Raw genomic sequence first — 21,125 nt, 5'->3', positions numbered from 1 at the left:
CACCGAGATTCCCCTAGGACTCTGGGTGCAGGACGATATCGAAACGCCCGTGCCGGAACGGGCTTTGAACCTCGAACCGTACGGCGTCTTCTAGGTTCGAGATATCTGCGAAGTCCTTAATTAAGGAGTCTTTGACCGCGAATACCGCATCGGATTCGAGGTATTCGCTGCCGCCTACGAAGATGTGGGTGGTCAGCTCCTTGTATCCCGGCGCGGTGACAAGGAAATGGATGTGGGCGGGACGGTATGGGTGCCTGTGGGTCGCGTGGAGCAGTTCCCCGACCGGACCGTCGGTAGGGATGGGGTAGTAGGTGGGGATTACGGTGCGAAAGTTGAAGTGACCATCCGGTTCAGGTCGGAGCAGAGCGCGGCCGTTTCCGACGCTCTGGACTCCAGGCTGTTGAACGTCGTAGAAGCCGTTCGCGTTGGCCTGCCAGATGTCGATTACTGCATTCCCGATAGGGGTGCCGTCAACCGAGACGATACGCCCGCTGACAACGCACCGCGGCCCTTCGCTTTCGGGCGAGACATCGTCGCCGAGTGCCCGGACGGGCGATTCGACCATGTGGAAAGGCCCCAGAACCGTTGATTCGGTGGCTTCGGGAGTGTCATGGCCGTTGATCGTCTCGACGAGCATGGATACTCCAAGGACATCTGAGAGGAGGATGAATTCTTGTCTTACGTCGGTGCATGCCATACCGGTCCTGGTCAGGAAGTCGATTGCTTGCTCCCACTCCTCGATGGAGGGAGCGACGTCCTGCACGAAGTCATGAAGGTGCGTCACCAGGCTTTCGAGGATCTGCTTTAGTCGCTGATCCGTCGTCTTCGAGAAGCTTTGCAGCACTTCGGCCGTGAGGGTTTCGATATCGACATTCGTTGCCATGATGTGTTCTTCCCTGATTTGGGTCGGTAATGAAGTGGCGTCGGGTCCTTCGCATGCATGCATTGGGTTGCCGACGTCAACCTGTGAGGATGGAAAGGGCCCTTCGTGGCCGGAGCAGAGGTCCTCAAGTTGCCCGGCCTGAGGTGTCATCCAGTTGCAGCAAGTTGGTTGCGGTCTTGTTTAGGCCGCCACTGAAGAAAGTCGAAAGCGTTTCCCGACATTGACCAAGGAAACCAGACTGCTATCTCATGCTGCTGGATAACGCCCGAACGGGGTTTTTCGCGGCACGCGCCCGGGGTCGCTTCGCGCGTTCAAGGCGCGGAGTTGCAGTTAGAACTCCGAGACTCAGCGACGAGGAACAACGAAAGTTTAAGTGTCCTTCAATCGATGTTTGCCAGGTTTGTGGTGTTACCGCCCAGTGTGGCTCCACCGTCTACGCATAGGGCATGTCCGAGGACGAATGAAGAGCGCTTCGAGGCCAGCCACACGATTGCATCGGCTATCTCGGAGGGTTCGCCCACGCGGCCCATTGGCGTGCCCGATAGCAGGTGTGCCAACTGGTTCTCTGAGAGCTCAGCTAAGAAAGGCGTGTCAATCAGACCCGGGCAGAGCGCATTGATCCGAAGATCGGTGGTGCCATAGTCCATGGCGGCCGCCTTGGTCAGACCTATGACGCCGTGCTTGGCCGCTGTGTAAGCTGCGAGGTTGTAGCCGCCGATAAGTCCTGACGCAGAAGCTGTGTTGATGATGCTGCCCCCATGTTCAAGCATCAGCGGAATTTCGGCTTTCAAACAGTAGAAGACGCCAGCAAGGTCGATGTTCATGACGCGTTGGTAGTCATCCACCGGGATATCTGCAAGCTTGACGTGCGCTCCCTCGACGCCTGCGTTATTGACAGCGACGTGCAGGCCGCCAAGGTCCCGGGCAACCCGAGGGATGACCTCAGCGACGGCGTCAGGATCGGCCACGTCCAAGCGGTAGAACGTGGCCGATCCTCCTGCTGATTCGATCAGTTGTACCGTCTCACGGCCGCCGACATCGGAAATGTCGAGCACCGCCACGGTGGCTCCTTCCGCGGCCAGTGCCTGCGCGGCCACCCGGCCCATTCCCGATCCGGCTCCTGTAATTAGCGCGCATTGGTTGGCAAGTTCACGCATTATGCTCCTTCGAGTGTGGTGGAGAGGTGCCGACCCGATAGCGTCGGTGAGCGGCCATAGATGTATTGGATTTTCCGTCGCCACAGCGGGCTCTTGGCCCCTCAAATGCGGTAAGGCATTTGCGGAGTCCGCGCCGCAGGAACTCTGCGGTCATGCGCGAGGTCAGTTGGGCGAGGGTGTGCGCGCTCCACCTTGGTCCTCGGGTTGTGCGTAGTGGCTGCTCGGCCAGATCCCGTGGCGTCCTGGCATGATGATGCCATTGGGGTCGACGGCATTCTTGATCTTTTCCACGAACCGTCGGTAGGCGTTGTCGTTGAAGGAGTAGATTGCCTGGGCTTCGTCCATGTAGTCGATGTGGGCCCTGTATTCCCCGTAACCCAACTCACCGATTTCCTTGACCAGACGGCGAACGGCGCCGAACGCGCGCTCGGCTTCCTCCTTGTTTGTCACATCGAAGGGGATTCCTCCTACGATGCAGCAGGATCGTTCATTGAACGACATCACTCCGCCGAGGAAATTCAGTCCGGCCTCTTCGATACGCTTACGCATCTGGTCGACGACGTACCGGACTTCCGTGCCGACCATAGGGACGATAGGAGAGAAACCGATGTGTCCCATGTTCGGCGGGGTAGCTTCGATCAGCTGAAGTGTGGGAATGCCGGCCTGGATCTGCTCGGCTGAATTGGTAAAATCCTTGTACTGTTCCGGGCTGTAAATCGGAGAATGATTGACTTTCGCCCCCGGGATGGCCCCCCAGACCTCTTTGATCCGCTCGAGTTTGTATTCAACAATCTTCCGCGGTCCCCACAACGCTGCACGTGTACCCCACCGGCCAACTCCAGTTTCGTCGGCAATTGCCTGTATTTGCTCCTCGCTCAGAAGTGCAGGACCTTGAATGTCCGTGTCCATCAACTGCGGCGCGGCACTCAGGGTCGTATACATACTTGGAACGCCCTCAAGGATGCCTTCCAGACGCAATTCGCGAATCGCATCGATCCCGGCTTCCAAATCCTTGTCAGTCTTAAGGGTCAGGAACAGCGAACTGTAGCCCTCGGGCTTGCGCTTTAGCCAGACACCGGCTCGCACTACGATCCCGAGGTTGGACTGGGTAAACAAGGGGTCAAGCGCTGGTCCCAATCCCCGCTTGTAAAGGTGCCATGCTTTGTTCTCCGGAATGGCACCCATCCCGGTGCGGAGCAGTGTCCCGTCGGCAAGGACGACCTCCAACCCATTGAGTATCTGGAAGTCTGCACCGTAGGGCATGTAGGTCATGCCATTGTCGAGGGAGTTTCCAATAACGCTCCCCCATCCTAAGTCGGGTACTGAAACCTGGAGAGCGTATCCCCCGGCCTCAATGGCGTCATATAGATCAAACCAGCGGACGCCCGGCTCTACCACTGCGTAGGCAAGTTCCTCGTTGATTTCAAGGACTCGGTTCATCTTTCGGAAGCTGATCTGGATCGATCCTCGGACGCGCGGTGAAGGACCGCCATAACCATAGTTACGGCCTTGGGAATGAGGCCATACAGGGATGCCGTACTGGGTGGCAATCCGCAGGATGCCTTGGACTTGTTCGGTATTGTCCGGTACTACAACAGCGGACGCCGTAAATGTGTCATCGTCAGGAATGTAGTAGGGGTCTTTGTATTCGTCAACGGCTGAAGGTTCGGTGATCACTCCGTCCGGTCCGAGAAGAGCGACGAATTCTCCGAGTATCTCCTCGGTGAGAGTGGGGCGGATTGTCATTGCGTTATTCATGGGTGACTCCTTTGTCAATCAACGTCTGTGTGCCCCGGCTCAGACCGGATGGCGGCCCGTGCCACGGGCGGTTGAAAATACTGAAATGCCGTCTTCTCGCAGCAGCCACTCGCGGCAACTGATTCATAACAACTATCTTTGGCAAATTGGCAACTAGCTAGCCAGCATATTGTCAGGTAGCTACGTCGTCAAGAGTGTTGAAGCATGCCGCGCATCGATATCCGAGGCTTAAGAGAGGATGCCCCAAGGCCGGCGGCAGACCCGCTTAAGGACCATCCGCTGCGACTGGCTGGCGACACCGTGGGCTGTTGTCGAAGTAACCGGAAACTACGGAGGAAAGGTGACTGGGTCAGGACTCGATCTTCAGGCCCAGCTCCGCAGCCATGGCCGGGGCCAGTTCGATGGACTGAAGTGGGCTGAGTGTCGCGCCTCGGAGTCCGTCCAGGCCGGCGACTTCGCCGATTTCCAGATCCCTCAGGTCAACGTGAGTCAGGGAAGCTCGGCCGAGCGTCAGGGATCGGGTCTTGGAATGGGAGAAGGCGACACGACTGGCTTCGGCCGCTGCCAGATCGAGCTCATCGATATCGCAGTTGGTAAATAACACATCGGTAAGTTTCGCTGCCCGGAGGTTGATGTATCCGATTTTGCAGTTGATGAAATGGACCGATTCGAGCCGGGATTCGTAGAGCTCGCCGGAACCGATTCGTGAGTTCTCCAGGATGACGGCCCGGAAGCGGGCCCGTGGGGCCTGCAGGACGGGGGCATTGAGTCGATGAAACCGTGTTTCGATGAAGGAAGCGGTCCGGAAATCCGTCGCGTGCGCCGTGCAATTGAGGAATTCGCATCCACTGAAGAAGCTGCCGGTCAAATCGAGAGCGGTGAGATCGGCGTCGATGAACTGTTCGCCGTCGATGCGCTCATGGGCACGGAGGGACCCCGGATCACTCTCCTCCAGCCCCTTCAGATGAATGGCGTCCAGCCGGGGCGGGAGAGTCTTCACTTTAGCCATGGTTGCCAAATTCCTACTCTTCATCGGGTTGCTGGCCTACGGGACGTCGCCGGGGGCGGAGGCCCGCAGTGTTTTATTGTATGTTGTAAGCAAGGCTATTGTATGACAGCCATTCTTGGCTTACGCTTCGAAAACAAACTTGCGAGGGCGCGAACCCTGACGGACGCGGATGTCCCGAGGTCACAACTCAGTTACGCCCTCACCTTCGAGAGGAATCCCAATGACGTCGATGCCTTCCAGGCTGTCACGCGCAACCCGGACCGCTGCTGTAGCCGGGGCGAGCGCCTTAGTTTTGAGCGGCTGCGGAGGTCTTGCCTCACAAAGTGGAACTACCTCCGCAGACGCCGCTGCGTCGTGCGGGGACAGCGTAACCATCGGAGCGCCCTATCCTTTCTCAGGTCCATTCACTGAGTTCGGAAACAACGCATACCAAGGCATGGACATCGCAGCAAAGGAAATCAACGATGCCGGCGGCATCAAGGCTTTGGGGGGGACCAAGATCAAGCTGGCGAAGGGCGACACCGGCAGCGCTGACCCTGCCCAAGCCAGCAGCGCTGCGACCAAACTCATCGATGGGGGCGCCATCGCACTGGTGGGCTCATGGGGCAGCCCACAAACGAATTCCGCTTCAACGGTGGCAGAAGGAGCCCGTGTCCCGCTGGTCACCCAGTCGTGGTCCGATCAGCTTTCAGCGAGGGACTACCAGTACTACTTCCAACCGCCGCCCAAGTCATCGCAGATGGGCGGTGCCAGCAGCGCTTACCTTACCGCAGCCGCAAACTCCATCGGCGTCAAATTCACAAAGGTTGTCGGCGTGGGGCCAAATGACACAGCCAACGTCGGACAGATTACGGCTGCCGTCAAAGCTTTCGCCGACGCAGGAGCAGCGGCTGGGGAACCTGACTTCTATCAGGCCGGCCTTTCCGACGCCTCCCCGATCGTGAATCGGGTCGCGGCCCAGAACCCTGACCTGATTTTGACCAGCGGCAGTCCGGCGGATGCCGTACTGATCGTGAAGGGCCTCCGCGAAAGAGGCGTCACGGCCCCCATCATGGGCTTCGGCGGGGCCTTCGTCGCTCCGAGTTTCGCGAAGAACCTCGGGGATACTGTCAACGGTCTCATCGCGGTGACAGCCTGGAACGACGACCTGCCTCTTGACGGGGTTGAAGCGGCGACGAAGTCGTATCGGGAAACCTACTCGGAAGCGTTCATGCCCATGGAGGCAGGCGAGTCGTGGGTCAACGTTCACCTCGTCGCCGAAGCGCTGGAGACATCCAAGTCGTGTGATCCAGAGAAGATCACCGAAGCACTTCGCTCCTTGAATGTCACCAAAGGACCCGCCGCAGCGATGCCCGGCGGCCAGGTTTCCTTCAGCAAGGATGGGACGAATCCTCACGCTGTGCCCCTTCTGACTCAATGGCAGGACAGGCTTCCGAAGACAGTATGGCCTGAAAATTACGCTTCCTCGAAGCTCTCGCTCGGTTAGGACGTCCCGGGTCCAGCTGCCTGTCGCGGCTGTTCTTGCATTGAAGGAAGAAGATAAATCTATGCAAACCCTTATCCAGGTACTGGTGTCGGGAATACTCGTCGGCGGGCTCTATGGCGTGATCAGCAGCGGCCTGTCGCTGAGTTTCGGAATCTCGAAGATCGCCAACTTCGCGCACGCCGACTTCATCACTATAGGCATGTTCCTGTCGTTGGTTTCCATTACCGCGCTCGGGTCGTGGGGGCTCTTGTTGATACCCGTAGTCTCTCTTGTCGTGGGCCTGCTAGGGGTTCTCGTCTATACCCTGCTGCTGCGTCGCTCACATACCAATGCGGCGACCGAGGATGAGGCCCATCTACCGCAGATCGTCATCACAGCCGCTGTCGGTATCTTCATCCAGTCCGTCCTGCTGGCCCTCTTCACGTCAACGGACCGGAGCATATCCACGCTGCTGGACGGGACGTGGTCCGTTTTCAACGTCTCTGTGTCCAAAGCGCAGTCCGTAGCGTTTCTGGTGGCACTTGCGTCCTTCGGCATACTTTCTTTTGTCGTGAATAAGACTGAATTCGGGCGAGGACTTCGGGCAATCGTGGACGACGGCGAGGCTGCCGTGATGGTGGGAGTGAATCGTGCGCGATCCTTGTCCGTCAGCATGGGAATTGGTATTGGCCTGGCGGGGCTGGCCGGCGGGCTTCTGGCCACCTATCAGACCATAAACCCCACCAGCGGGTTCAACTATCTAGCCCTGGCCTTTGTCGTCATCGTGTTGGGCGGTCTTGGAAGCATCAAGGGTGCCTTCATTGCCGGTATCGGCGTTGGCATTGTTCAACAGGCTACCGGCACGTACATCGCGCTGGACGTCCAGAACCAGGCAATCTGGATCCTCTTCCTTGTTGTGCTGCTACTGCGGCCCAATGGGCTCTTCGGAAAGCGTGTGGTGGTATGAGTTTTCTTCGAACTGCAGGGAAGACCGCACTTCCCTCACTGGGCGTACTTGTGGTTGGTATCTCCCTTCCGTACTGGCTGATACAACAGGAGTACGTTCTGGTAGTGGCGATCGCTGCGATAATTTGGGCGGTCGCCGGTCAGGGGTGGAATGTCATCGGCGGCTATGGTGGTCTCCTCTCCTTCGGCCATTCCGTTTTCTTCGGAATCGGGGCATACAGCACCGCGATGCTGAACGTTCACTTCGGCATCAGCCCGTGGGTGGGCATGATTGTCGGGGCGGCCGTGGCCGCAGCTGCCGGCGCAATTCTGACCTTTCCCGCCCTGCGTCTCAAAGGTGTCTATTTCACCCTCGCCACCTTTGTGTTGGCGTTACTGTTCGCCGATCTGACCACACACAACCGTGAGTTCACCGGAGGAGACCAGGGCATTTCGATACCGTTCCTGAGGAATTCCCCTGGTATGTTCCAGTTTGATTCCCGGCTAACCCTGTTTTTTGTTTTGGTCGTTTTTTTGGCGGCGGCAACCTTGGTGGTCAGCTTGGTCGCCCGGAGCCGGCTGGGACTGTTTCTGCGGGCTTCCCGAGACGATCCTGACGCCGCTCGGGCTGCCGGGGTCAACGTGACCCGGACGAGGCTCTTCGGTCTGATGATCAGCGCCGCGATCACGAGCGTCGCCGGGAGCCTGATGCTCCAGTACCTTCGTTTCATCGACCCTTTGACAGCGTTCGGGGCGGGTACCGCCTTCATGATAGGACTGGTCGCGCTGACAGGCGGCCGAGGTACTGTTCTTGGGCCCGTGATCGGCGCAGCAGTGCTGATTCCGGTGCAGCAGATCTTATCCTCCACTTTTGCATCCGGTCCTGCCGGCCTTTCGGGGATGGTCTACGCGGCCATCGTCGTGGCTGTAATGCTGATTGAACCGCGAGGGCTCATCCACCTGTTCAAACGCCTGGGCTTTTGGATCTGGCAGCTGCTCCGTCCGCCCCGGGGTAACCGACCCCCAACTTCACCTGAAGAAATCACAGCCAACAAAAATGATGATCCTGTAGGGAGCCGGTCGTGAACGAATCTCGGGTCCGCGGGCAAATGCCCTCAAAAAGGCTTCTTGATGTACAGGGCGCCACGGTGGCGTTCGGCGGCGTTCTTGCCGTCAATGATGTGTCCTTTTCTGTAGACGAAGGGGACATCGTCGGCCTCGTCGGACCTAACGGTGCGGGCAAAAGCACAATGTTCGGCGCGATCGCCGGAGCCGTTCCGTTAAAGCAAGGAACGATCCGGCTCAACGGGCAGTCAGTCGGCGGCCGGCGGGCTCATGAGATGTCCCGCCTGGGCGTCGCCCGGACCTTTCAGAAAGTACGGTTATTCAGTTCGATGACGGCCGAAGAGAATGTCATGGTCGCAGCCAGCGCCCATGAGAGATCTCCTGCGCAGGCCCGCCGGATAGCGCAGGACGCGCTGGATCTCAGCGGCTTCTCGGACGAGCGCAACGCTTCGGTATCAACTCTGGCCTTGGCGGGACGCAAACGCGTCGAAATAGCCCGCGCACTGGCCTCCCAGCCCAAGCTGCTCCTGCTTGATGAGATGATGAACGGCCTCACAATCGATGAGACAAATGCCCTGATTGAGTCCATTAGGGATCTTCCGGGCCAAGGCGTGTCTGTAATGCTCGTGGAACATGTACTCCACGTCGTACGCAGCCTGTGCGACCGGCTGGTCGTTCTTCACCACGGACAGCTCATCGCCGAGGGCCAGCCCTCAGATGTCCTGAGCCGGGACGACGTGGCCGCTGCCTGGCTGGGGCGCGCGAATACAGATCGGAACTGAAAATGCTCAAAATTGAAAATCTTTCCGCCTCATACGGAGACAGCTCCGTTCTCGATGAGGTTACGTTCAACATTGAAGAGGGTGACTTCTTCGGGATTCTCGGGGCCAACGGCGCCGGAAAATCCACCATCATCCGGGCAATAGCCGGCTTACATCCGCCGACGGTGACCGGACGGATCACCTATCTGGGCAAGGACCTGCTTACCGAACCCGCTCACGCGCGTACGGGTCTGGGAATTGCGGTCGTTCCGGAGGGCCGGCGTATGTTCTCGAGCCTCACGGTGCTGGACAGCCTGCTAATGGGGGCCTACAAACGCGGCGATTCCTGGCAGCAACGTAACCTTGCACGGATATTGGAGACGTTCCCCGAACTGGCAACCCGCCTGAACCAGCCCACCGGCAGTATGAGCGGCGGACAGCAACAGATGGTGGCTTTCGGCCGGGCCCTCATGTCCGAACCGCGCCTGTTGCTTCTTGACGAACCCTCACTCGGGCTCGCCCCTGTCGTAGTCCAGCGCATCTTCGACTTGCTGGCTGAACTCCACCAGCAGGGGAACCTGACCATGATCCTGGTGGAGCAGAACGCTATCGAGGCGTTCCCCCTCCTTACTCGAGGGTGCGTCATTGAACGCGGTCGGGTCGCATTCGTAGGGACCAGAGACGAGTTGGAATCCTCAACGGTGGTCAAGGACGCATACTTCGGAACCAACGATTTGTAACGTCCGTGCCGGCGCTTTACTGCCAGAACCCACCCCTGAGGGGGAAGGCTTGGGATGGGGTAACAGCTGCAGGGTGAACTGTGGCGGGCGCTGTCCACGACCCTCACCCGTGCACCTACGAACTTTCAGTCCCCTGCAGAAGGTTTCTGCCCTTGTGGGCCGCACACCTTGGCCGGGTTCTTTCGGCTGAGCGATAGCGCATTCGGAACAAATGTCAGTGATGGTCCAAACCGTCTCTCCAGGCTAAAAAGAAAAGCCACCTTTAGGTGGTCATACTTGGCCTCCAAACAGCTGACTGTTCCTGACCATCACGGATAAAGCCACTCGAAGGTCACTCAGCTGACTCAAAGTTGAGCCAGCCGCTAAAAGGGCCGCCCGAGGAAATCCTGGCCGAGAGTTTTCATCCGGCCTGCACGAACAGAGACGGGACCGGAAGGAACAAGAAAATGCCGCTGGCCTAGAAGGAAGACTTCAGTACAGCGCCAAGGTCTTTTTTCTCGGCCAGGCAAGTTGGCGTGCCCGGCCTCCGGGAGGTTCACAGTTCTGCTCCCGGGAGCCGGGCTAGGGGTTTCAGAGTCAGACCAGGCTGACCTTCAGATTCGCCGTCTCGGTAACGGCATTGGTGTCGTGGCACGTCCACTCTTCAGTGAGGCGAATCTTGGGGAAGCGCTCGGCGACGGCCTTCAGCGCTTCCTCAATTTCCATCCGGGCCAGATTCTGTCCTAAACAGTTGTACGGGCCAGCGCCGAACATGAGCGGGCGTTTGGCCGGCCGGTCGATGTTGTATGTGTTGGGATCGCTGAACACCCGGGCATCGCGTTGGGCCGAACGCACGGAGACATACACAAAGGAGTCGGCTGGGATGACCTGATCATCCACGGTGATCTCATGAGGCGCGTACCTAAAGATCGTGCCAAAGCGAGGACGCAACCTGATCACTTCTTCGATGATGGGTGTGGAGGCGTCCGGGTTGTCCAGCAGCTGCTGCCATCGCGAGGGCTCCTGCAGAAGCGTCCCGAAGGTGTTCCCCATCTGATGGACGGTGTTGTCCACGCTGGCCTGAAGGATACTCATGCCTTCTGCCATGAGCTGATCCTCGGTCAGCAAACCCTCAATCTGTTGTTTGATCATTACGGAAGTGAAGTCATTGCCGATATTCTGCCGGCGCGCCTCGATGTGGTCACGGACGAACTCCCACCCCTCCAGGAACGCGTCCACCGACTCCTGGCGGCGGGTTGGGTCGGCTGTCAGGATCGGAGCAAGAATGCTGTCCGAGAGCCTCGCGACGGTCGGTGCCAGCTCAACGGGCGCCGACACCAGGTGGCAGTACATCATCGGTGGAACCCGCCAGCACAGTTCTTGCATGAGATCGACCGATCCAGGGTCGCCAATCTCGTCGAGGATTTCATTAACTATCGTCCGCACGTGCACCCGCAGCTTCGCAACCTGGGCGGGCCGGAAAAGGCTCGCGAGGGGTACCCGGAGCTTTTTGCGGTACGCGCCTTCGTTGTTAACGAGCATCAGGTTCCACAGATCGCGGATCTCACCATCCACTATGCCCACGTCGTCCAGTCGCCGGCGAAAGGAAGGACCCTTCTCGAGCTCGGGGTGTTCCAGTACCTCGAAGCCCTGTTCGTAGGTCAGGACCTCAAGGCCGCGGCTGCTCTGGGCCACCCAATTCTGCTCGCGTGCCTGCTGTAGCTCATAGAGATCGGTGGTGTCCGCGGCAATCCACGGCAGTTCCGAAAGGCTCTGTGTCATCTGGCTTCCCTGCTCTCTTGTTGTGGGCATCCCAAGAGGACATGGCAGCGTCGGCCCTTGAGTTGTGCTTTCAGACAGCTTACATAACGAATTTTTGCTATGTCTATAGTTCCTCTGTAGCTGTCGGATAGCTACAAGCAGTATGCTGTTCTCAACTTATCGATCGTCAAAGGAGACGCTGTGCAGGAACAGAAGTCACAGAAGCGGGTCGCAGTCGTTACGGGCGGCGGGCGCGGGATCGGCGCGGCAATCTGCGCCAGGCTGGCGCAGGACGGCCTGTATGTTATGGTCGCCGACCTTGACCATGCCAACGCCCAGAGCGTCGCTGAGGCGATCGTGGCGAGCGGGGGCAGCGCAGCGGCTGTCGCATTGGACGTTACCGATCGGGATGCTGTCCGCGGAATATTCAATGAAATCGCTGACGGATTGGGCCGGATCGATGTGTTGGTCAACAACGCCATGTGGATCCGTTATGACCCGATTCTTGAGATCACGGAGGATTCAGTCGACAGGATGGTCGATGTTGGCTTCAAGGCGCTGATCTGGACCACCCAGGCCGCATTCCCTCATATGCCCAAAGATGGTACCGGGACTGTTATCAATATGTCCTCGCCGGCCTCAGTCCGTGGAGTCCCGGGCAGCGCCGTGTATTCGGCGGTTAAAGGGGCAGTGTCGTCGTTTACGAGACAGGCGTCAGGGGAACTGGGCAGGCAAGGGGTGAGGGTCAACGGAATTATCCCGGGCGCCGTTCCAACGGAGGGTGCCAGGTCGGTGGTTGATGAGGATGGTTACGAGCTGCGCCGTAAGTCCAACCCACTGGGGCGGCTAGGCGACGCCGAGGACATCGCGGCCGCGGTGTCTTTCCTGGCTTCGAAGGACGCAGGCTACGTCAATGGGCATCTGCTCGCCGTCGAAGGCGGACTTCTGGCCTCGTGAGAGGTGTGAGAAAGCCGCGGCCTTGAAGCACGAGCGAACCTGGGAGGTGACGAGGATGGTGCACGAACAAGCGATCAGCCACAGCAACGACGATGGCGAATATGAAGTTGTGGTCGTCCGATGCGGCGAGCTGCTGACCACCCGCGCAGAGATGTTCCTGGACTATGAACAGTACGACGAAGCGGATGGCGAGTTCAGGCTCGACTACTACTTCTGGGTCCTCCGCAACCAGCACCGCACCGTCGTTGTGGACACTGGATTCTCGGTCGAAGGCGCAGTCTCGCGTGGCAGGACCCTGCACATCGACCCCCGAGAGGCACTCCCCCGGCTCGGTATTTTCCGGGACACGGAATGCTCGCTCATAATCACCCACGCCCACTATGACCATATTGGCAATCTGGACTACTTTAACCGTGCAAACGTCCTGATGGCTCTAGCCGAATTTGACTATTGGCTTGGGCGACAGCCCGGCGGCCGCCGGACCGATCCGCTGGTAGATGACCGAGATCTGGATGCCCTCTCCACCGTCCGCGACGAGAACCGGCTCCGCCTTTTGGAGAAAACCGAACAGATAGCGCCAGGTGTATGGGCGCTGATGGGATCAGGACATACCCCCGGACAGATCATGGTTTTGGTTCAAACAGCAGAAGGCCCCCTGCTGCTCACATCAGACGCTGTGCACTTCGACGAAGAGCTACGCAGGACAATGCCCTTCAAACACATGTGTGACCTCGAAGAAGCCGGTGCCACCTACCAGCTCATCAACGATCTTCTGGCTGACGGGACCGCCACCATCATGGTCGCCGGCCATGAGCCAGAGGTGATGAGTCGTTTTCCCCGTACAGCGGGTCTGGAAGAACATGCCGTCTCCATAGGCGCATCCAGCGAACCCATCCAACATGCAACAAAGGAAGCGAGAAAGAAAAATGACTAAACCCGCCACGCACGAGGAAACGTTCGAAGCCGGCCTGGCCGTAAGGAAAAAGGTACTCGGCGATGCCCATGTCGAGCGTTCACTCGACAACACCACCGACTTTGGCCGTCCCATCCAGGAACTGGTTACCGAGTACTGCTGGGGTACCATCTGGACGCGTGAAGGTCTGCCGCTACACTCCCGCAGTCTGATCAACCTGGCCATGCTTACCGCGCTCAACCGCTCCCATGAACTCGGAGTGCACGTCCGGGGTGCTCTAAATAACGGTGTCTCCCGGGAGGAAATCCAGGAAGTCTTCCTGCAGACTGCGATCTACGTTGGCGTTCCTGCAGCCCTTGAGTCATTCCGTATTGCCGAATCCGTTTTTCAGGAATTGAACGTCAATGACTGAAAACAAGACCAGCGTCGCCCTAATCGGACTCGGCAACATGGGAACCCCCATGGCCTCGCGCTGGATCGCGGCCGGCTATTCGGTTCATGGATTCGATGTAAACCCGGAAGCGCGGGCAAAGTTCGCCAGTGCCGGAGGCCAAATTCACCAGACAGCGGCGGACGCCGCGTCTCAAGCATCCTTTTGTGTTCTGATGCTGCCTAACTCAGCCATCGTGGAGGCTGTCATCGGGGAACTGTGTGACGCGGGATCCCTCGCCCCTGATTCGACCGTGATCGACATGAGTTCATCTGAACCGACCAGTTCCCAGCGACTGGCGCTCTCTCTTGGGGAATCCGGGATCAGATTCATCGACGCGCCGGTCTCAGGCGGTGTCCGCGGGGCCGAAGCCGGAACGCTGACCATCATGGCAGGCGGGGAGGCACACATAGTCGAGAGTGTTCGAGCACTCCTGGAATGCTTGGGCGACGTAACTCATGTTGGCCCCGTTGGCGCCGGACACGGAGTCAAGGCCCTCAATAATCTTCTTTCTGCAGCCCACCTATGGCTGACCAGTGAAGCTGTCGTGATTGCGGAACGGCTCGGCGTCCCTGCCCAGACGATGCTGGCTGTCCTGAACTCCTCCAGTGGCCGGAGCGGATCGAGCGAGCAGAAGTGGCCACGATTCATACTGCCGGGCACTTTTGACTCAGGATTTGAGGCCCGCCTCATGCTGAAGGACGCAAGGATTGCCACCGGCCTCGCGTCTGAATTGGGCATGCCAACCAGTCTGGGAGAGGAAGTGGTCAATCTCTGGAATGAGGCTGGGCATAGTCTGCCCGCGAATGCAGATCACACGGAGATTGCCAGGTTCATTGAAAAACGCGCCGAGAAGAAGTGAATCAGACTTGCCTGTGGGCCCGAGTCCGCACACGTTCAGGGAAACGTCATGACGGCGATTGAGGGAAAGGTCGCCGTCGTAACAGGCGCAGCGTCGGGAATTGGGCGCGGTATCGCGGAAGAACTTATCAGCCAGGGGGCGAGCGTCGTCCTCGCAGACATCGAGGCCCTGGCCTTGACTGAAGCAGGCGCCGAACTCGGTGTACCGTTCGTCCAGGTTGATGTGAGCAGTGAAGCAAGCATGCGAAATCTTGCCTCCGCAGTGCTGCGCACCCACGGCAAAGTAGACCTTGTGTTCAACAATGCCGGAATAGGACCGTTCGGCAACATAGCGGATCTGACCATGGCAGACTGGAAATGGATGATCGACGTCAACTTGTACGGGGTCATCCATGGGGTGCACGTCTTTCTTCCACTCCTCAAGGCCAACACCGCTGGCGGCCACATAATCAACACCTCTTCCATGTCCGCATTGGATCCGGTCCCCGGACTGGGCGCATATGCGGTAACCAAATGCGGGGTGAGTGCCCTGACGGAAGTCCTCGCCGCCGAGCTCCAGGCCGAGGGCTCGCAGGTCAAAGCCACTCTACTCATCCCGGGAGGGGTTCGAACGCGAATCGGGCAGAGCCTTCGAAACCGGCCAGCCAATACAGGAGCGCTCCAAGACGTCGAGCTGTCGCAAGCCCCCGACTCCAGTACCGCCTGGCATGACCCAAGGGACGTAGCCCGTGTGGCATGCCACGCCGTTCGGAGGGATGAACTGTATGCCATCAGCCATCCCGAACAGTGGCAACGGGTCGAGTCCCGCCAGCAGGGGGTTAGGAACGCTTTCCACCGAGGATGGAACCTAGGGCTACCCGAAGCAGCATCATGATCTTCAAGGAAGGAACCAGAAAATGACGGACATTACAGGAAAAGTGGCCGTGGTGACCGGTGGAGCGTCAGGAATCGGCAGAGGCATCGCCGAGCAACTGATTGAAGAAGGAGCCCAGGTTGTCATCGCCGACATCAACAAGGACACGGTCGAGACCGTGGCTGCGGAAATCGGTGCATGGGGAGTCTCCCTGGACGTCACTGACGCCGCAGCGGTATCAGCCTTGGCCGATGCAACTGTTGAAAAATACGGAAAGGTCGACATAATCGTTAACAACGCCGGCGTCGGCCCCTCTGCCCCGATCTCTGCGCTGACGCTGGACGACTGGCATTGGATCATCAATGTGAATCTGTTCGGGGTGATCAACGGAGTTCATGCCTTCCTTCCCCACCTCTTGGGCAACCCTAATGGAGGCCATATCGTCAACACGGCCTCAATGGCCATCTTTTCACCCCTTTCCGGCTTAGGCGCCTACGGGGCATCAAAGGCAGGAGTTGCCGCCCTGAGTGAGGTGCTCTCCAAAGAACTCGAGGAGCAAGGCTCCGCTGTCAAAGTCACGGTCCTGCCCCCCGGACCGGTCCGCAGCAACATCAAAAACAGTTTGAGCCACCGCCCAGAAGGCCAGACCGGCGCGCTTGCGGACGTTGACCTCACCGCGGAAGAGGGGGCGGATTCCTTGCGGTGGATCAACCCCCGCGAGGCAGGACGGATCGTGACCCGAGCCATAAGAAACAATGACTTCCTCGCTCTGACACACCCGGAATGGTGGCCCATGGTCGCAGAAAGAAATGCGGTCACCAAGGCTTCCTTCGAAAAGTACTCCGCCTAAGTCAACACCGCATTCCCACAACCCGTCACCACAGTGCCTTGGTGACACAAACGCAGTACAATCACCCACTGGGAGCTGCGGAGGGCGGGCGCCGGTTTGAAGGCACTCATGATCTGGTCGGACTTCCACGTACCGAATCGGGCAGTTGGGATCAAGTAGCCAGGAATGCCGGCGATCTCCCTCCTGCCGCTCATCGTCGGTGACGGGGCCGCCCTCATGGTTCCACGAAAGCAGAAACGGTCTCTACCGAAATCACAGAGGGAGTGAAGCAATCCCACGCTCGGCAACGCCTCACGTGAACAGGCCATGACAGTGGCCCTCGGATGGAGAAAGGCTGCCATTTTTGGGCAAGAGAGTGCTGGCACTGGACCGGCCTCAGGCCGATGGCTCCCTTCCGGTGCTGCGCCTGGCCGGAGGCTGCGATAAACCCGTCGGTGCGGCCGGCGTTTGGTCCTGCGGGACAAGTGGGTGCTGACACTCGTGCCGGTGCCGGACCTGTCCAACCGCGGCAGCGGCCAAAAAGACCACACCACGGATGCCAACCGCTACAACCATCAGAGCCATGAAAAACAAGAACTGCGCTAGCGCAAACAGTGCTCCCAGCAGGACCGTGGCAACGAACACCAAATTCAGCGCCATGACAGATGCGCCAGTCACAGCTTTCCCGCGAAGCGGTCCACGATGACGCGTCGGTGGAACCGGGGACCAGCCAACCGTTCGGTGGGCTCACCTGCAGTGGGCGCCGACAGGGACATAACGGGTTCAGCAGCGGCCATGCAGCTACTCATCCTCCGTGTCCACTCTCCACCACCGAAGTCAGCCCACCTATGTACGAGCTCGCACACAGCACACCAGGGCACTGATGGATCACCGGCATTCGTAGTCCTTTGCTCCCTCTAGATACGACCCACAGCTTCTGCATCATTCATGGCCCCAGCAGCTGACCGAGCCGGGCACTGCTCGTTTGTATGGCTGTTGACCTACCTATTCCAGCGGGTTCCACCCGGGGGCGGTCGCATTGGCGGCGGCACCCGGGTCTTCCCAGTCCTGGTGCCGATGCCGATCTAGCGAGGCAGTACTATCAGCCGCGCAAGATGGTTCGTGCCTGGGTCAGCTCAGGTCAGGCACAGGCAGCGGGACCCGGCGGGACGTGCACCTGGGGTAGAGAAAGGCCAGCGTGCCGAGCCGGGGCGCCGGGGGCCTCAGTGTTTTTTGGATCCCGGGGGCATAGGACTATGCGCGAGCTGGCTGCAGCCAACTGGCTTCGGCTGGCTTTCCCTGATTGAGGGCTCCCAGTACGATCTTTGCAGCCTGCTCGACGTGGAAGGTCGCTGCGGCCCTCGCAGCGCCAGAATCACGGTCTTCGACTGCTGACAGTATGGCGCGGAGCTCTGCAGCGCTTTTCTCCGACCGGCCGGGCTGGGCCAGTGTCAATGATCTCAGCTGCGTAACCCGGCGTTGGAGGGTTCCAAGCATTTGGTCCAGAATTGGGTTGGCGGCGCCACGGAACAGGATCTCGTATACGGCGTTCTTAGCCGCCAGAATGGTGGACGGGTTGTCGCCTTCTTCGGCTGCCCGGCTGACTTCCAGCACTGCGGCCCGCAGCTCGGCAAGCTGCTCTTCATTGGCCCGTTCGACGAAACGCTGAGCAGCCAGGCCCTCAAGTTCGGCTCTGACTTCATAGACGTGCCGGGCAAGCTCCAGGCTGGCAACGGCGACGACTGTACCCCGCCCGTTCTGCGACTCGACCAGGCCCTCGGCCTCCAGCTGCCGCAGTGCCTCCCTGACGGAGGGGCGGCTGGCAGCCGTCATGTCGCAAAGTTCTCGTTCGATTAGCAGCTGGCCTGGAAGAAGCTCCATATTAACAATGGCGTCGCGCAAGATGGCGGCCACCTGCTCCCGGATAGGGGCATGGCGTGTCACCTGCCTGCCGGTATAGTTCTCAATCACTGCCGTTACCTCCTGCCCGCGGGACCTGACTTCCGGCACACGCCAGATGATGAACCTGTCCTTCAGTTACTATCAGCCTATCTGACAAATGGCTGGCAGGGCGCTTTCCGGGAAACATTCTAAAGTTCGATTCCCAGCGTGGTCCCGGCGGCCCGTGAGACGCATATCATGACATACTCGTTCGCTTCCTGTTCTTCCTTGGATAGCAGCGAATCGCGATGGTCGGCGCGTCCTGCGGTGATGCGGGTTTCGCAGGTGCCGCAGGTGCCTTCCCGGCAGGAATAGGGAGCGGTGACTCCGGCCGCCTCGACGACGTCGAGAATCGACTTGTCGGCCGGGACGGTCAGTTGAATCTTTGACACGGTCAGGTCGACCTTGAAGGGCTGGTCGCCACTTGCGGGGATCGCCACGTCTTTGGGAACGAACCTTTCGAGTTTGAGGCTTCCGGCCGGCCAGGACGACATGTGGGATTCGATGGCGTTCAGGAGTCCGCCGGGGCCGCAGGCATAAACCAGTTGTTCTTCGGCCGGGCTTCCGATGATGGCAGTGATGTCCTGCATCCCCACCTCGTCCTCGGGAAGGATGGTGGCGCGATCACCGAAGTCCTTCACTTCATCGAGGAATGCCATGGTGGTCAGTGACCTGCCCAGATATGTCAGGTGCCAGTCTGCGCCATTTTTCTGCGCGTGGCGGATCATAGGCAGCAGAGGGGTGATTCCGATACCGCCCGCGATGAAGTGATAGCGGGGCGAGGGCTGGAGCGCGAAATTGTTTCGGGGTTCTCGGATCTCCAGCACGTCCCCGAGGGCGACGGTTTCGTGGATGGCTTTTGAACCGCCCCGGCTGTTGGGATCTAGGAGCACGCCGATGCGGTATCTGGTGCGGTCACGGGGTTCTCCGCACAAGGAGTAGTGACGCACCAGGGACCCCGGGAGCAGTACGTCGATGTGAGCCCCCGGCTCCCAGACAGGGAGATCCCCGCCGTCAGTTCGCGCAAGGTCCAACACCGTGACCGATGACGAGGCAGGTTTCTTTCCGATGACTTTGAGGTGAAGTACCGTACTACGGTTTTCCGGCAGTGTCGGAGAGTCGACCATGACTGTGTTCATTCCTTTTCCTAACTTCGCCGCGGGCACTTCGCCGGGCATGATATTCATATTGTTCGGTGCGTTGGCCCTAGGCCGCCGGCTTGGGCCGATCATCCTGCAGAACGGCCAGGGGGGCCAGCCGGGTTCTCGGGTTGTAGTAGCCGCCGAACAGGTCTGTTCCTTCCATGGTCAGTACGACGGAGTTCCATATAGTTGCCGGAACTCCGTCCACTGTCCCTGTTTCCTTCTCTGAGAGGTGCGCCAGTGCCATCCGGCCCGTTGCTGTTCCGGGAGCATCGATAAAGAGCGAAGCCTCGCCCTCCCCCGCACTGATGGAAGGATTCGAGACGGTGGCCTGGAGGGCGCCGTCATGAGCTTTGAATCGCGCACAGCCACGGAAGCAGACGCTTCCTGCCTCGGGTGCGTCACTCCGGCCGTTCGGGGGCGCCACGGTGAAGTAGTACGCGGGCCTTCCCAGGAAGGTAGCTTGTGGTTGCGTCATGTCACTGTCAGGTTGAGCAGCGACGTAGTCCAGGAAGCTGCCCTTTACTGACCACAGCATCCCGGTCGCACCACGCGTGTCATCATCCACAGAGCCCATTGTCACCCCTCCACTGTCAGCGGGACGATGCGTGGGATTCGGCGGTCGACTTCCCGGACCATGCCGACTCCAACAGTTCCCGCATGAGATCGGCTGTTATCTGTCTCGGATTTGAGGCTGGCACAAAGGGCAAGATGAGTCCAATGGATTCCTCGATGGATTTCTCCGCGTAGCCGAAATCCTTCAACGCCCGGGGGGCATCCAGCTGCTCGTACAGGCTGTTGAGTGCTCCAATGGGGTCTGTCGAGCCCAGGGCCTGACCGATGCGCTGCATCGCCGCCGGCGCGGAGGGTGCATTCAGGGCCAGGACCCGGGGCAAGATAACCGCATGCGTCTGGGCGTGGGGAAGGTTGTATGTACCGCCCAGGACATGGCAGATTTTGTGGTGCAGCCCGGACCCGGCCGAAGCGAAGGCAACCGCGGCGAGATACGCCCCGTAGAGGGCCTGTTCCCGACCTTCGAGATTGTCAGGGTTTGCCTTGATGGCGGGCAACCCGGCAGCCAGTGCGCGGATGCCTTCCGCTGCGAGGGCCTGGTTGATCGGATCGGTCCTGGGCGCCCACATGGAGTCGATGCAGTGGGCCATGCCGTTGAGTCCGGAAGCAATTGACAACTCCACCGGAAGAGATATCGTCAGGGCGGCATCGTAAATAATCGTCCGTGGCAGGACGGCGTTGTCAACGCCGGTTGTTTTACGCGCTGCTTCGGTGAGTCCCCACACGTTGGTCGCTTCGGAGCCGGCGTATGTGGTCGGGATGGCTATGATCGGTATGCCCGCAGTCAGTGCAATTGCTTTGGCGAGGCCGGTTGTTGATCCGCCGCCGATACTGACGATCAGGTCGATCCCGTAGTCCTGTGCCTCTTGTCTGGCCTTTTCGGCCTTTTCAAGAGGTACATGCGCCACAACATCGCTGTAGTTCAGGGTGATGTCCAAGCCGACGGTGAGGATCTCGGCGAGCGGCTGTTCGAATTCAGCAGCGATCACCATCACTTTGCGGCCGCCGATGCGATGAATCTCTTGGGCAAGGTTTTCCGCAGCCCGTCCTGATCCGAACAGTACGCGCTGGCCAAGAGATTCGTGGGTGAACTCGAGTGGCAT

The 21,125-nt window shown here is 59.4% G+C and carries 21 protein-coding genes; 11 read left to right on the top strand and 10 right to left on the bottom strand.

Annotation, left to right across the window (positions count from 1 at the left end; all coding sequences use genetic code 11):
- Positions 1-13: 13 nt before the first annotated feature.
- From ACKAE7_RS00355 to ACKAE7_RS00340, 4 genes are all read right to left on the bottom strand, one after another.
- Entirely contained in the window at positions 14-883 is an 870-nt protein-coding gene (locus ACKAE7_RS00355; protein WP_408978188.1) for a dioxygenase, read from the bottom strand.
- A gap of 380 nt (positions 884-1,263) precedes the next feature.
- The gene (locus ACKAE7_RS00350) at positions 1,264-2,040 is read right to left on the bottom strand and encodes an SDR family NAD(P)-dependent oxidoreductase (RefSeq protein WP_400584870.1); all 777 of its coding nucleotides are present in this window, start codon (positions 2,038-2,040) and stop codon (positions 1,264-1,266) included.
- A 162-nt stretch (positions 2,041-2,202) separates the two neighbouring features.
- Positions 2,203-3,798: an FAD-binding oxidoreductase gene (locus ACKAE7_RS00345; protein WP_400584873.1), complete on the bottom strand. Its 1,596-nt coding sequence runs from the start codon at positions 3,796-3,798 to the stop codon at positions 2,203-2,205.
- 349 nt (positions 3,799-4,147) lie between these two features.
- Positions 4,148-4,807, bottom strand: coding sequence for a pentapeptide repeat-containing protein (locus tag ACKAE7_RS00340; RefSeq protein ID WP_408978187.1), 660 nt, complete (start codon positions 4,805-4,807; stop codon positions 4,148-4,150).
- Between the two features lie 169 nt (positions 4,808-4,976).
- On the opposite strand from ACKAE7_RS00340, the gene ACKAE7_RS00335 reads away from it, so the two are divergent.
- The 5 genes from ACKAE7_RS00335 to ACKAE7_RS00315 all read left to right on the top strand — a co-directional run bounded on the left by ACKAE7_RS00335 (position 4,977) and on the right by ACKAE7_RS00315 (position 9,783).
- The gene (locus tag ACKAE7_RS00335; RefSeq protein ID WP_408978186.1) at positions 4,977-6,293 is read left to right on the top strand and encodes an ABC transporter substrate-binding protein; all 1,317 of its coding nucleotides are present in this window, start codon (positions 4,977-4,979) and stop codon (positions 6,291-6,293) included.
- 61 nt (positions 6,294-6,354) lie between these two features.
- Positions 6,355-7,239, top strand: a complete 885-nt coding sequence (locus ACKAE7_RS00330) for a branched-chain amino acid ABC transporter permease (protein ID WP_124090136.1) — start codon at positions 6,355-6,357, stop codon at positions 7,237-7,239.
- A gap of 104 nt (positions 7,240-7,343) precedes the next feature.
- Positions 7,344-8,303: a branched-chain amino acid ABC transporter permease gene (locus ACKAE7_RS00325; RefSeq protein ID WP_408978185.1), complete on the top strand. Its 960-nt coding sequence runs from the start codon at positions 7,344-7,346 to the stop codon at positions 8,301-8,303.
- Positions 8,300-9,064: an ABC transporter ATP-binding protein gene (locus tag ACKAE7_RS00320; RefSeq protein ID WP_408978184.1), complete on the top strand. Its 765-nt coding sequence runs from the start codon at positions 8,300-8,302 to the stop codon at positions 9,062-9,064. Before ACKAE7_RS00325 ends, ACKAE7_RS00320 begins: the two co-directional genes overlap by 4 nt.
- Positions 9,065-9,066: 2 nt before the next feature.
- A complete protein-coding gene (locus ACKAE7_RS00315) occupies positions 9,067-9,783 on the top strand; it encodes an ABC transporter ATP-binding protein (protein ID WP_408978183.1) in 717 nt (238 codons plus the stop codon).
- A gap of 576 nt (positions 9,784-10,359) precedes the next feature.
- Here ACKAE7_RS00315 and ACKAE7_RS00310 read toward each other — a convergent pair.
- Positions 10,360-11,544 (bottom strand): cytochrome P450, encoded by a 1,185-nt coding sequence (locus ACKAE7_RS00310; protein ID WP_408978182.1) that lies wholly within the window; start codon positions 11,542-11,544, stop codon positions 10,360-10,362.
- Between the two features lie 180 nt (positions 11,545-11,724).
- On the opposite strand from ACKAE7_RS00310, the gene ACKAE7_RS00305 reads away from it, so the two are divergent.
- Genes ACKAE7_RS00305 through ACKAE7_RS00280 form a run of 6 tightly spaced genes read left to right on the top strand, consistent with a single transcriptional unit; the run spans position 11,725 to position 16,387 of the window.
- Positions 11,725-12,480 carry an SDR family NAD(P)-dependent oxidoreductase gene (locus ACKAE7_RS00305; RefSeq protein ID WP_408978181.1) on the top strand — a complete coding sequence of 252 codons (756 nt, stop codon included), beginning with the start codon at positions 11,725-11,727 and terminating at the stop codon, positions 12,478-12,480.
- Between the two features lie 55 nt (positions 12,481-12,535).
- Positions 12,536-13,414 (top strand): N-acyl homoserine lactonase family protein, encoded by an 879-nt coding sequence (locus ACKAE7_RS00300; RefSeq protein ID WP_408978180.1) that lies wholly within the window; start codon positions 12,536-12,538, stop codon positions 13,412-13,414.
- Positions 13,407-13,805, top strand: coding sequence for a 4-carboxymuconolactone decarboxylase (pcaC, locus tag ACKAE7_RS00295; protein ID WP_124090121.1), 399 nt, complete (start codon positions 13,407-13,409; stop codon positions 13,803-13,805). Before ACKAE7_RS00300 ends, pcaC begins: the two co-directional genes overlap by 8 nt.
- Positions 13,798-14,685 (top strand): NAD(P)-dependent oxidoreductase, encoded by an 888-nt coding sequence (locus ACKAE7_RS00290; RefSeq protein ID WP_408978179.1) that lies wholly within the window; start codon positions 13,798-13,800, stop codon positions 14,683-14,685. The genes pcaC and ACKAE7_RS00290 overlap by 8 nt, the downstream gene beginning before the upstream one ends.
- 48 nt (positions 14,686-14,733) lie before the next feature.
- Positions 14,734-15,558, top strand: coding sequence for an SDR family NAD(P)-dependent oxidoreductase (locus tag ACKAE7_RS00285; protein ID WP_124090117.1), 825 nt, complete (start codon positions 14,734-14,736; stop codon positions 15,556-15,558).
- Between the two features lie 22 nt (positions 15,559-15,580).
- Entirely contained in the window at positions 15,581-16,387 is an 807-nt protein-coding gene (locus tag ACKAE7_RS00280) for an SDR family oxidoreductase (RefSeq protein ID WP_408978178.1), read from the top strand.
- 653 nt (positions 16,388-17,040) lie between these two features.
- On the opposite strand, the gene ACKAE7_RS00275 is transcribed toward ACKAE7_RS00280, so the two are convergent.
- From ACKAE7_RS00275 to ACKAE7_RS00255, 5 genes are all read right to left on the bottom strand, one after another.
- On the bottom strand, positions 17,041-17,163 hold the full coding sequence (locus ACKAE7_RS00275; protein WP_408978177.1) for a hypothetical protein: 123 nt from the start codon (positions 17,161-17,163) through the stop codon (positions 17,041-17,043).
- Between the two features lie 457 nt (positions 17,164-17,620).
- Entirely contained in the window at positions 17,621-18,280 is a 660-nt protein-coding gene (locus tag ACKAE7_RS00270; RefSeq protein ID WP_408978176.1) for a GntR family transcriptional regulator, read from the bottom strand.
- A gap of 176 nt (positions 18,281-18,456) precedes the next feature.
- Positions 18,457-19,494, bottom strand: a complete 1,038-nt coding sequence (locus tag ACKAE7_RS00265; RefSeq protein ID WP_400584907.1) for a PDR/VanB family oxidoreductase — start codon at positions 19,492-19,494, stop codon at positions 18,457-18,459.
- A 19-nt stretch (positions 19,495-19,513) separates the two neighbouring features.
- Complete coding sequence (locus tag ACKAE7_RS00260) at positions 19,514-19,987, bottom strand: HtaA domain-containing protein (protein ID WP_408978175.1); 474 nt, start codon at positions 19,985-19,987, stop codon at positions 19,514-19,516.
- Positions 19,988-20,042: 55 nt separating this feature from the next.
- Positions 20,043-21,125 carry a maleylacetate reductase gene (locus ACKAE7_RS00255; RefSeq protein ID WP_400584913.1) on the bottom strand — a complete coding sequence of 361 codons (1,083 nt, stop codon included), beginning with the start codon at positions 21,123-21,125 and terminating at the stop codon, positions 20,043-20,045.

Source organism: Pseudarthrobacter sp. NKDBFgelt, assembly GCF_046097905.1.
Lineage (GTDB): Bacteria > Actinomycetota > Actinomycetes > Actinomycetales > Micrococcaceae > Arthrobacter > Arthrobacter polychromogenes.
This window is presented reverse-complemented; position numbering and strand designations above follow the sequence as displayed.

What these genes read in the sequence shown, in the direction of transcription:
- ACKAE7_RS00355 (WP_408978188.1), bottom strand. Translation starts at nt 883, where the DNA reads ATGGCAACGAATGTCGATATCGAAACCCTCACGGCCGAAGTGCTGCAA.
- ACKAE7_RS00350 (WP_400584870.1), bottom strand. Translation starts at nt 2,040, where the DNA reads ATGCGTGAACTTGCCAACCAATGCGCGCTAATTACAGGAGCCGGATCG.
- ACKAE7_RS00345 (WP_400584873.1), bottom strand. Translation starts at nt 3,798, where the DNA reads ATGAATAACGCAATGACAATCCGCCCCACTCTCACCGAGGAGATACTC.
- ACKAE7_RS00340 (WP_408978187.1), bottom strand. Translation starts at nt 4,807, where the DNA reads ATGGCTAAAGTGAAGACTCTCCCGCCCCGGCTGGACGCCATTCATCTG.
- ACKAE7_RS00335 (WP_408978186.1), top strand. Translation starts at nt 4,977, where the DNA reads ATGTCCCGAGGTCACAACTCAGTTACGCCCTCACCTTCGAGAGGAATC.
- ACKAE7_RS00330 (WP_124090136.1), top strand. Translation starts at nt 6,355, where the DNA reads ATGCAAACCCTTATCCAGGTACTGGTGTCGGGAATACTCGTCGGCGGG.
- ACKAE7_RS00315 (WP_408978183.1), top strand. Translation starts at nt 9,067, where the DNA reads ATGCTCAAAATTGAAAATCTTTCCGCCTCATACGGAGACAGCTCCGTT.
- ACKAE7_RS00310 (WP_408978182.1), bottom strand. Translation starts at nt 11,544, where the DNA reads ATGACACAGAGCCTTTCGGAACTGCCGTGGATTGCCGCGGACACCACC.
- ACKAE7_RS00300 (WP_408978180.1), top strand. Translation starts at nt 12,536, where the DNA reads ATGGTGCACGAACAAGCGATCAGCCACAGCAACGACGATGGCGAATAT.
- pcaC (WP_124090121.1), top strand. Translation starts at nt 13,407, where the DNA reads ATGACTAAACCCGCCACGCACGAGGAAACGTTCGAAGCCGGCCTGGCC.
- ACKAE7_RS00290 (WP_408978179.1), top strand. Translation starts at nt 13,798, where the DNA reads ATGACTGAAAACAAGACCAGCGTCGCCCTAATCGGACTCGGCAACATG.
- ACKAE7_RS00285 (WP_124090117.1), top strand. Translation starts at nt 14,734, where the DNA reads ATGACGGCGATTGAGGGAAAGGTCGCCGTCGTAACAGGCGCAGCGTCG.
- ACKAE7_RS00280 (WP_408978178.1), top strand. Translation starts at nt 15,581, where the DNA reads ATGACGGACATTACAGGAAAAGTGGCCGTGGTGACCGGTGGAGCGTCA.
- ACKAE7_RS00275 (WP_408978177.1), bottom strand. Translation starts at nt 17,163, where the DNA reads ATGGCCGCTGCTGAACCCGTTATGTCCCTGTCGGCGCCCACTGCAGGT.
- ACKAE7_RS00265 (WP_400584907.1), bottom strand. Translation starts at nt 19,494, where the DNA reads ATGAATATCATGCCCGGCGAAGTGCCCGCGGCGAAGTTAGGAAAAGGA.
- ACKAE7_RS00260 (WP_408978175.1), bottom strand. Translation starts at nt 19,987, where the DNA reads ATGCTGTGGTCAGTAAAGGGCAGCTTCCTGGACTACGTCGCTGCTCAA.
- ACKAE7_RS00255 (WP_400584913.1), bottom strand. Translation starts at nt 21,125, where the DNA reads ATGCCACTCGAGTTCACCCACGAATCTCTTGGCCAGCGCGTACTGTTC.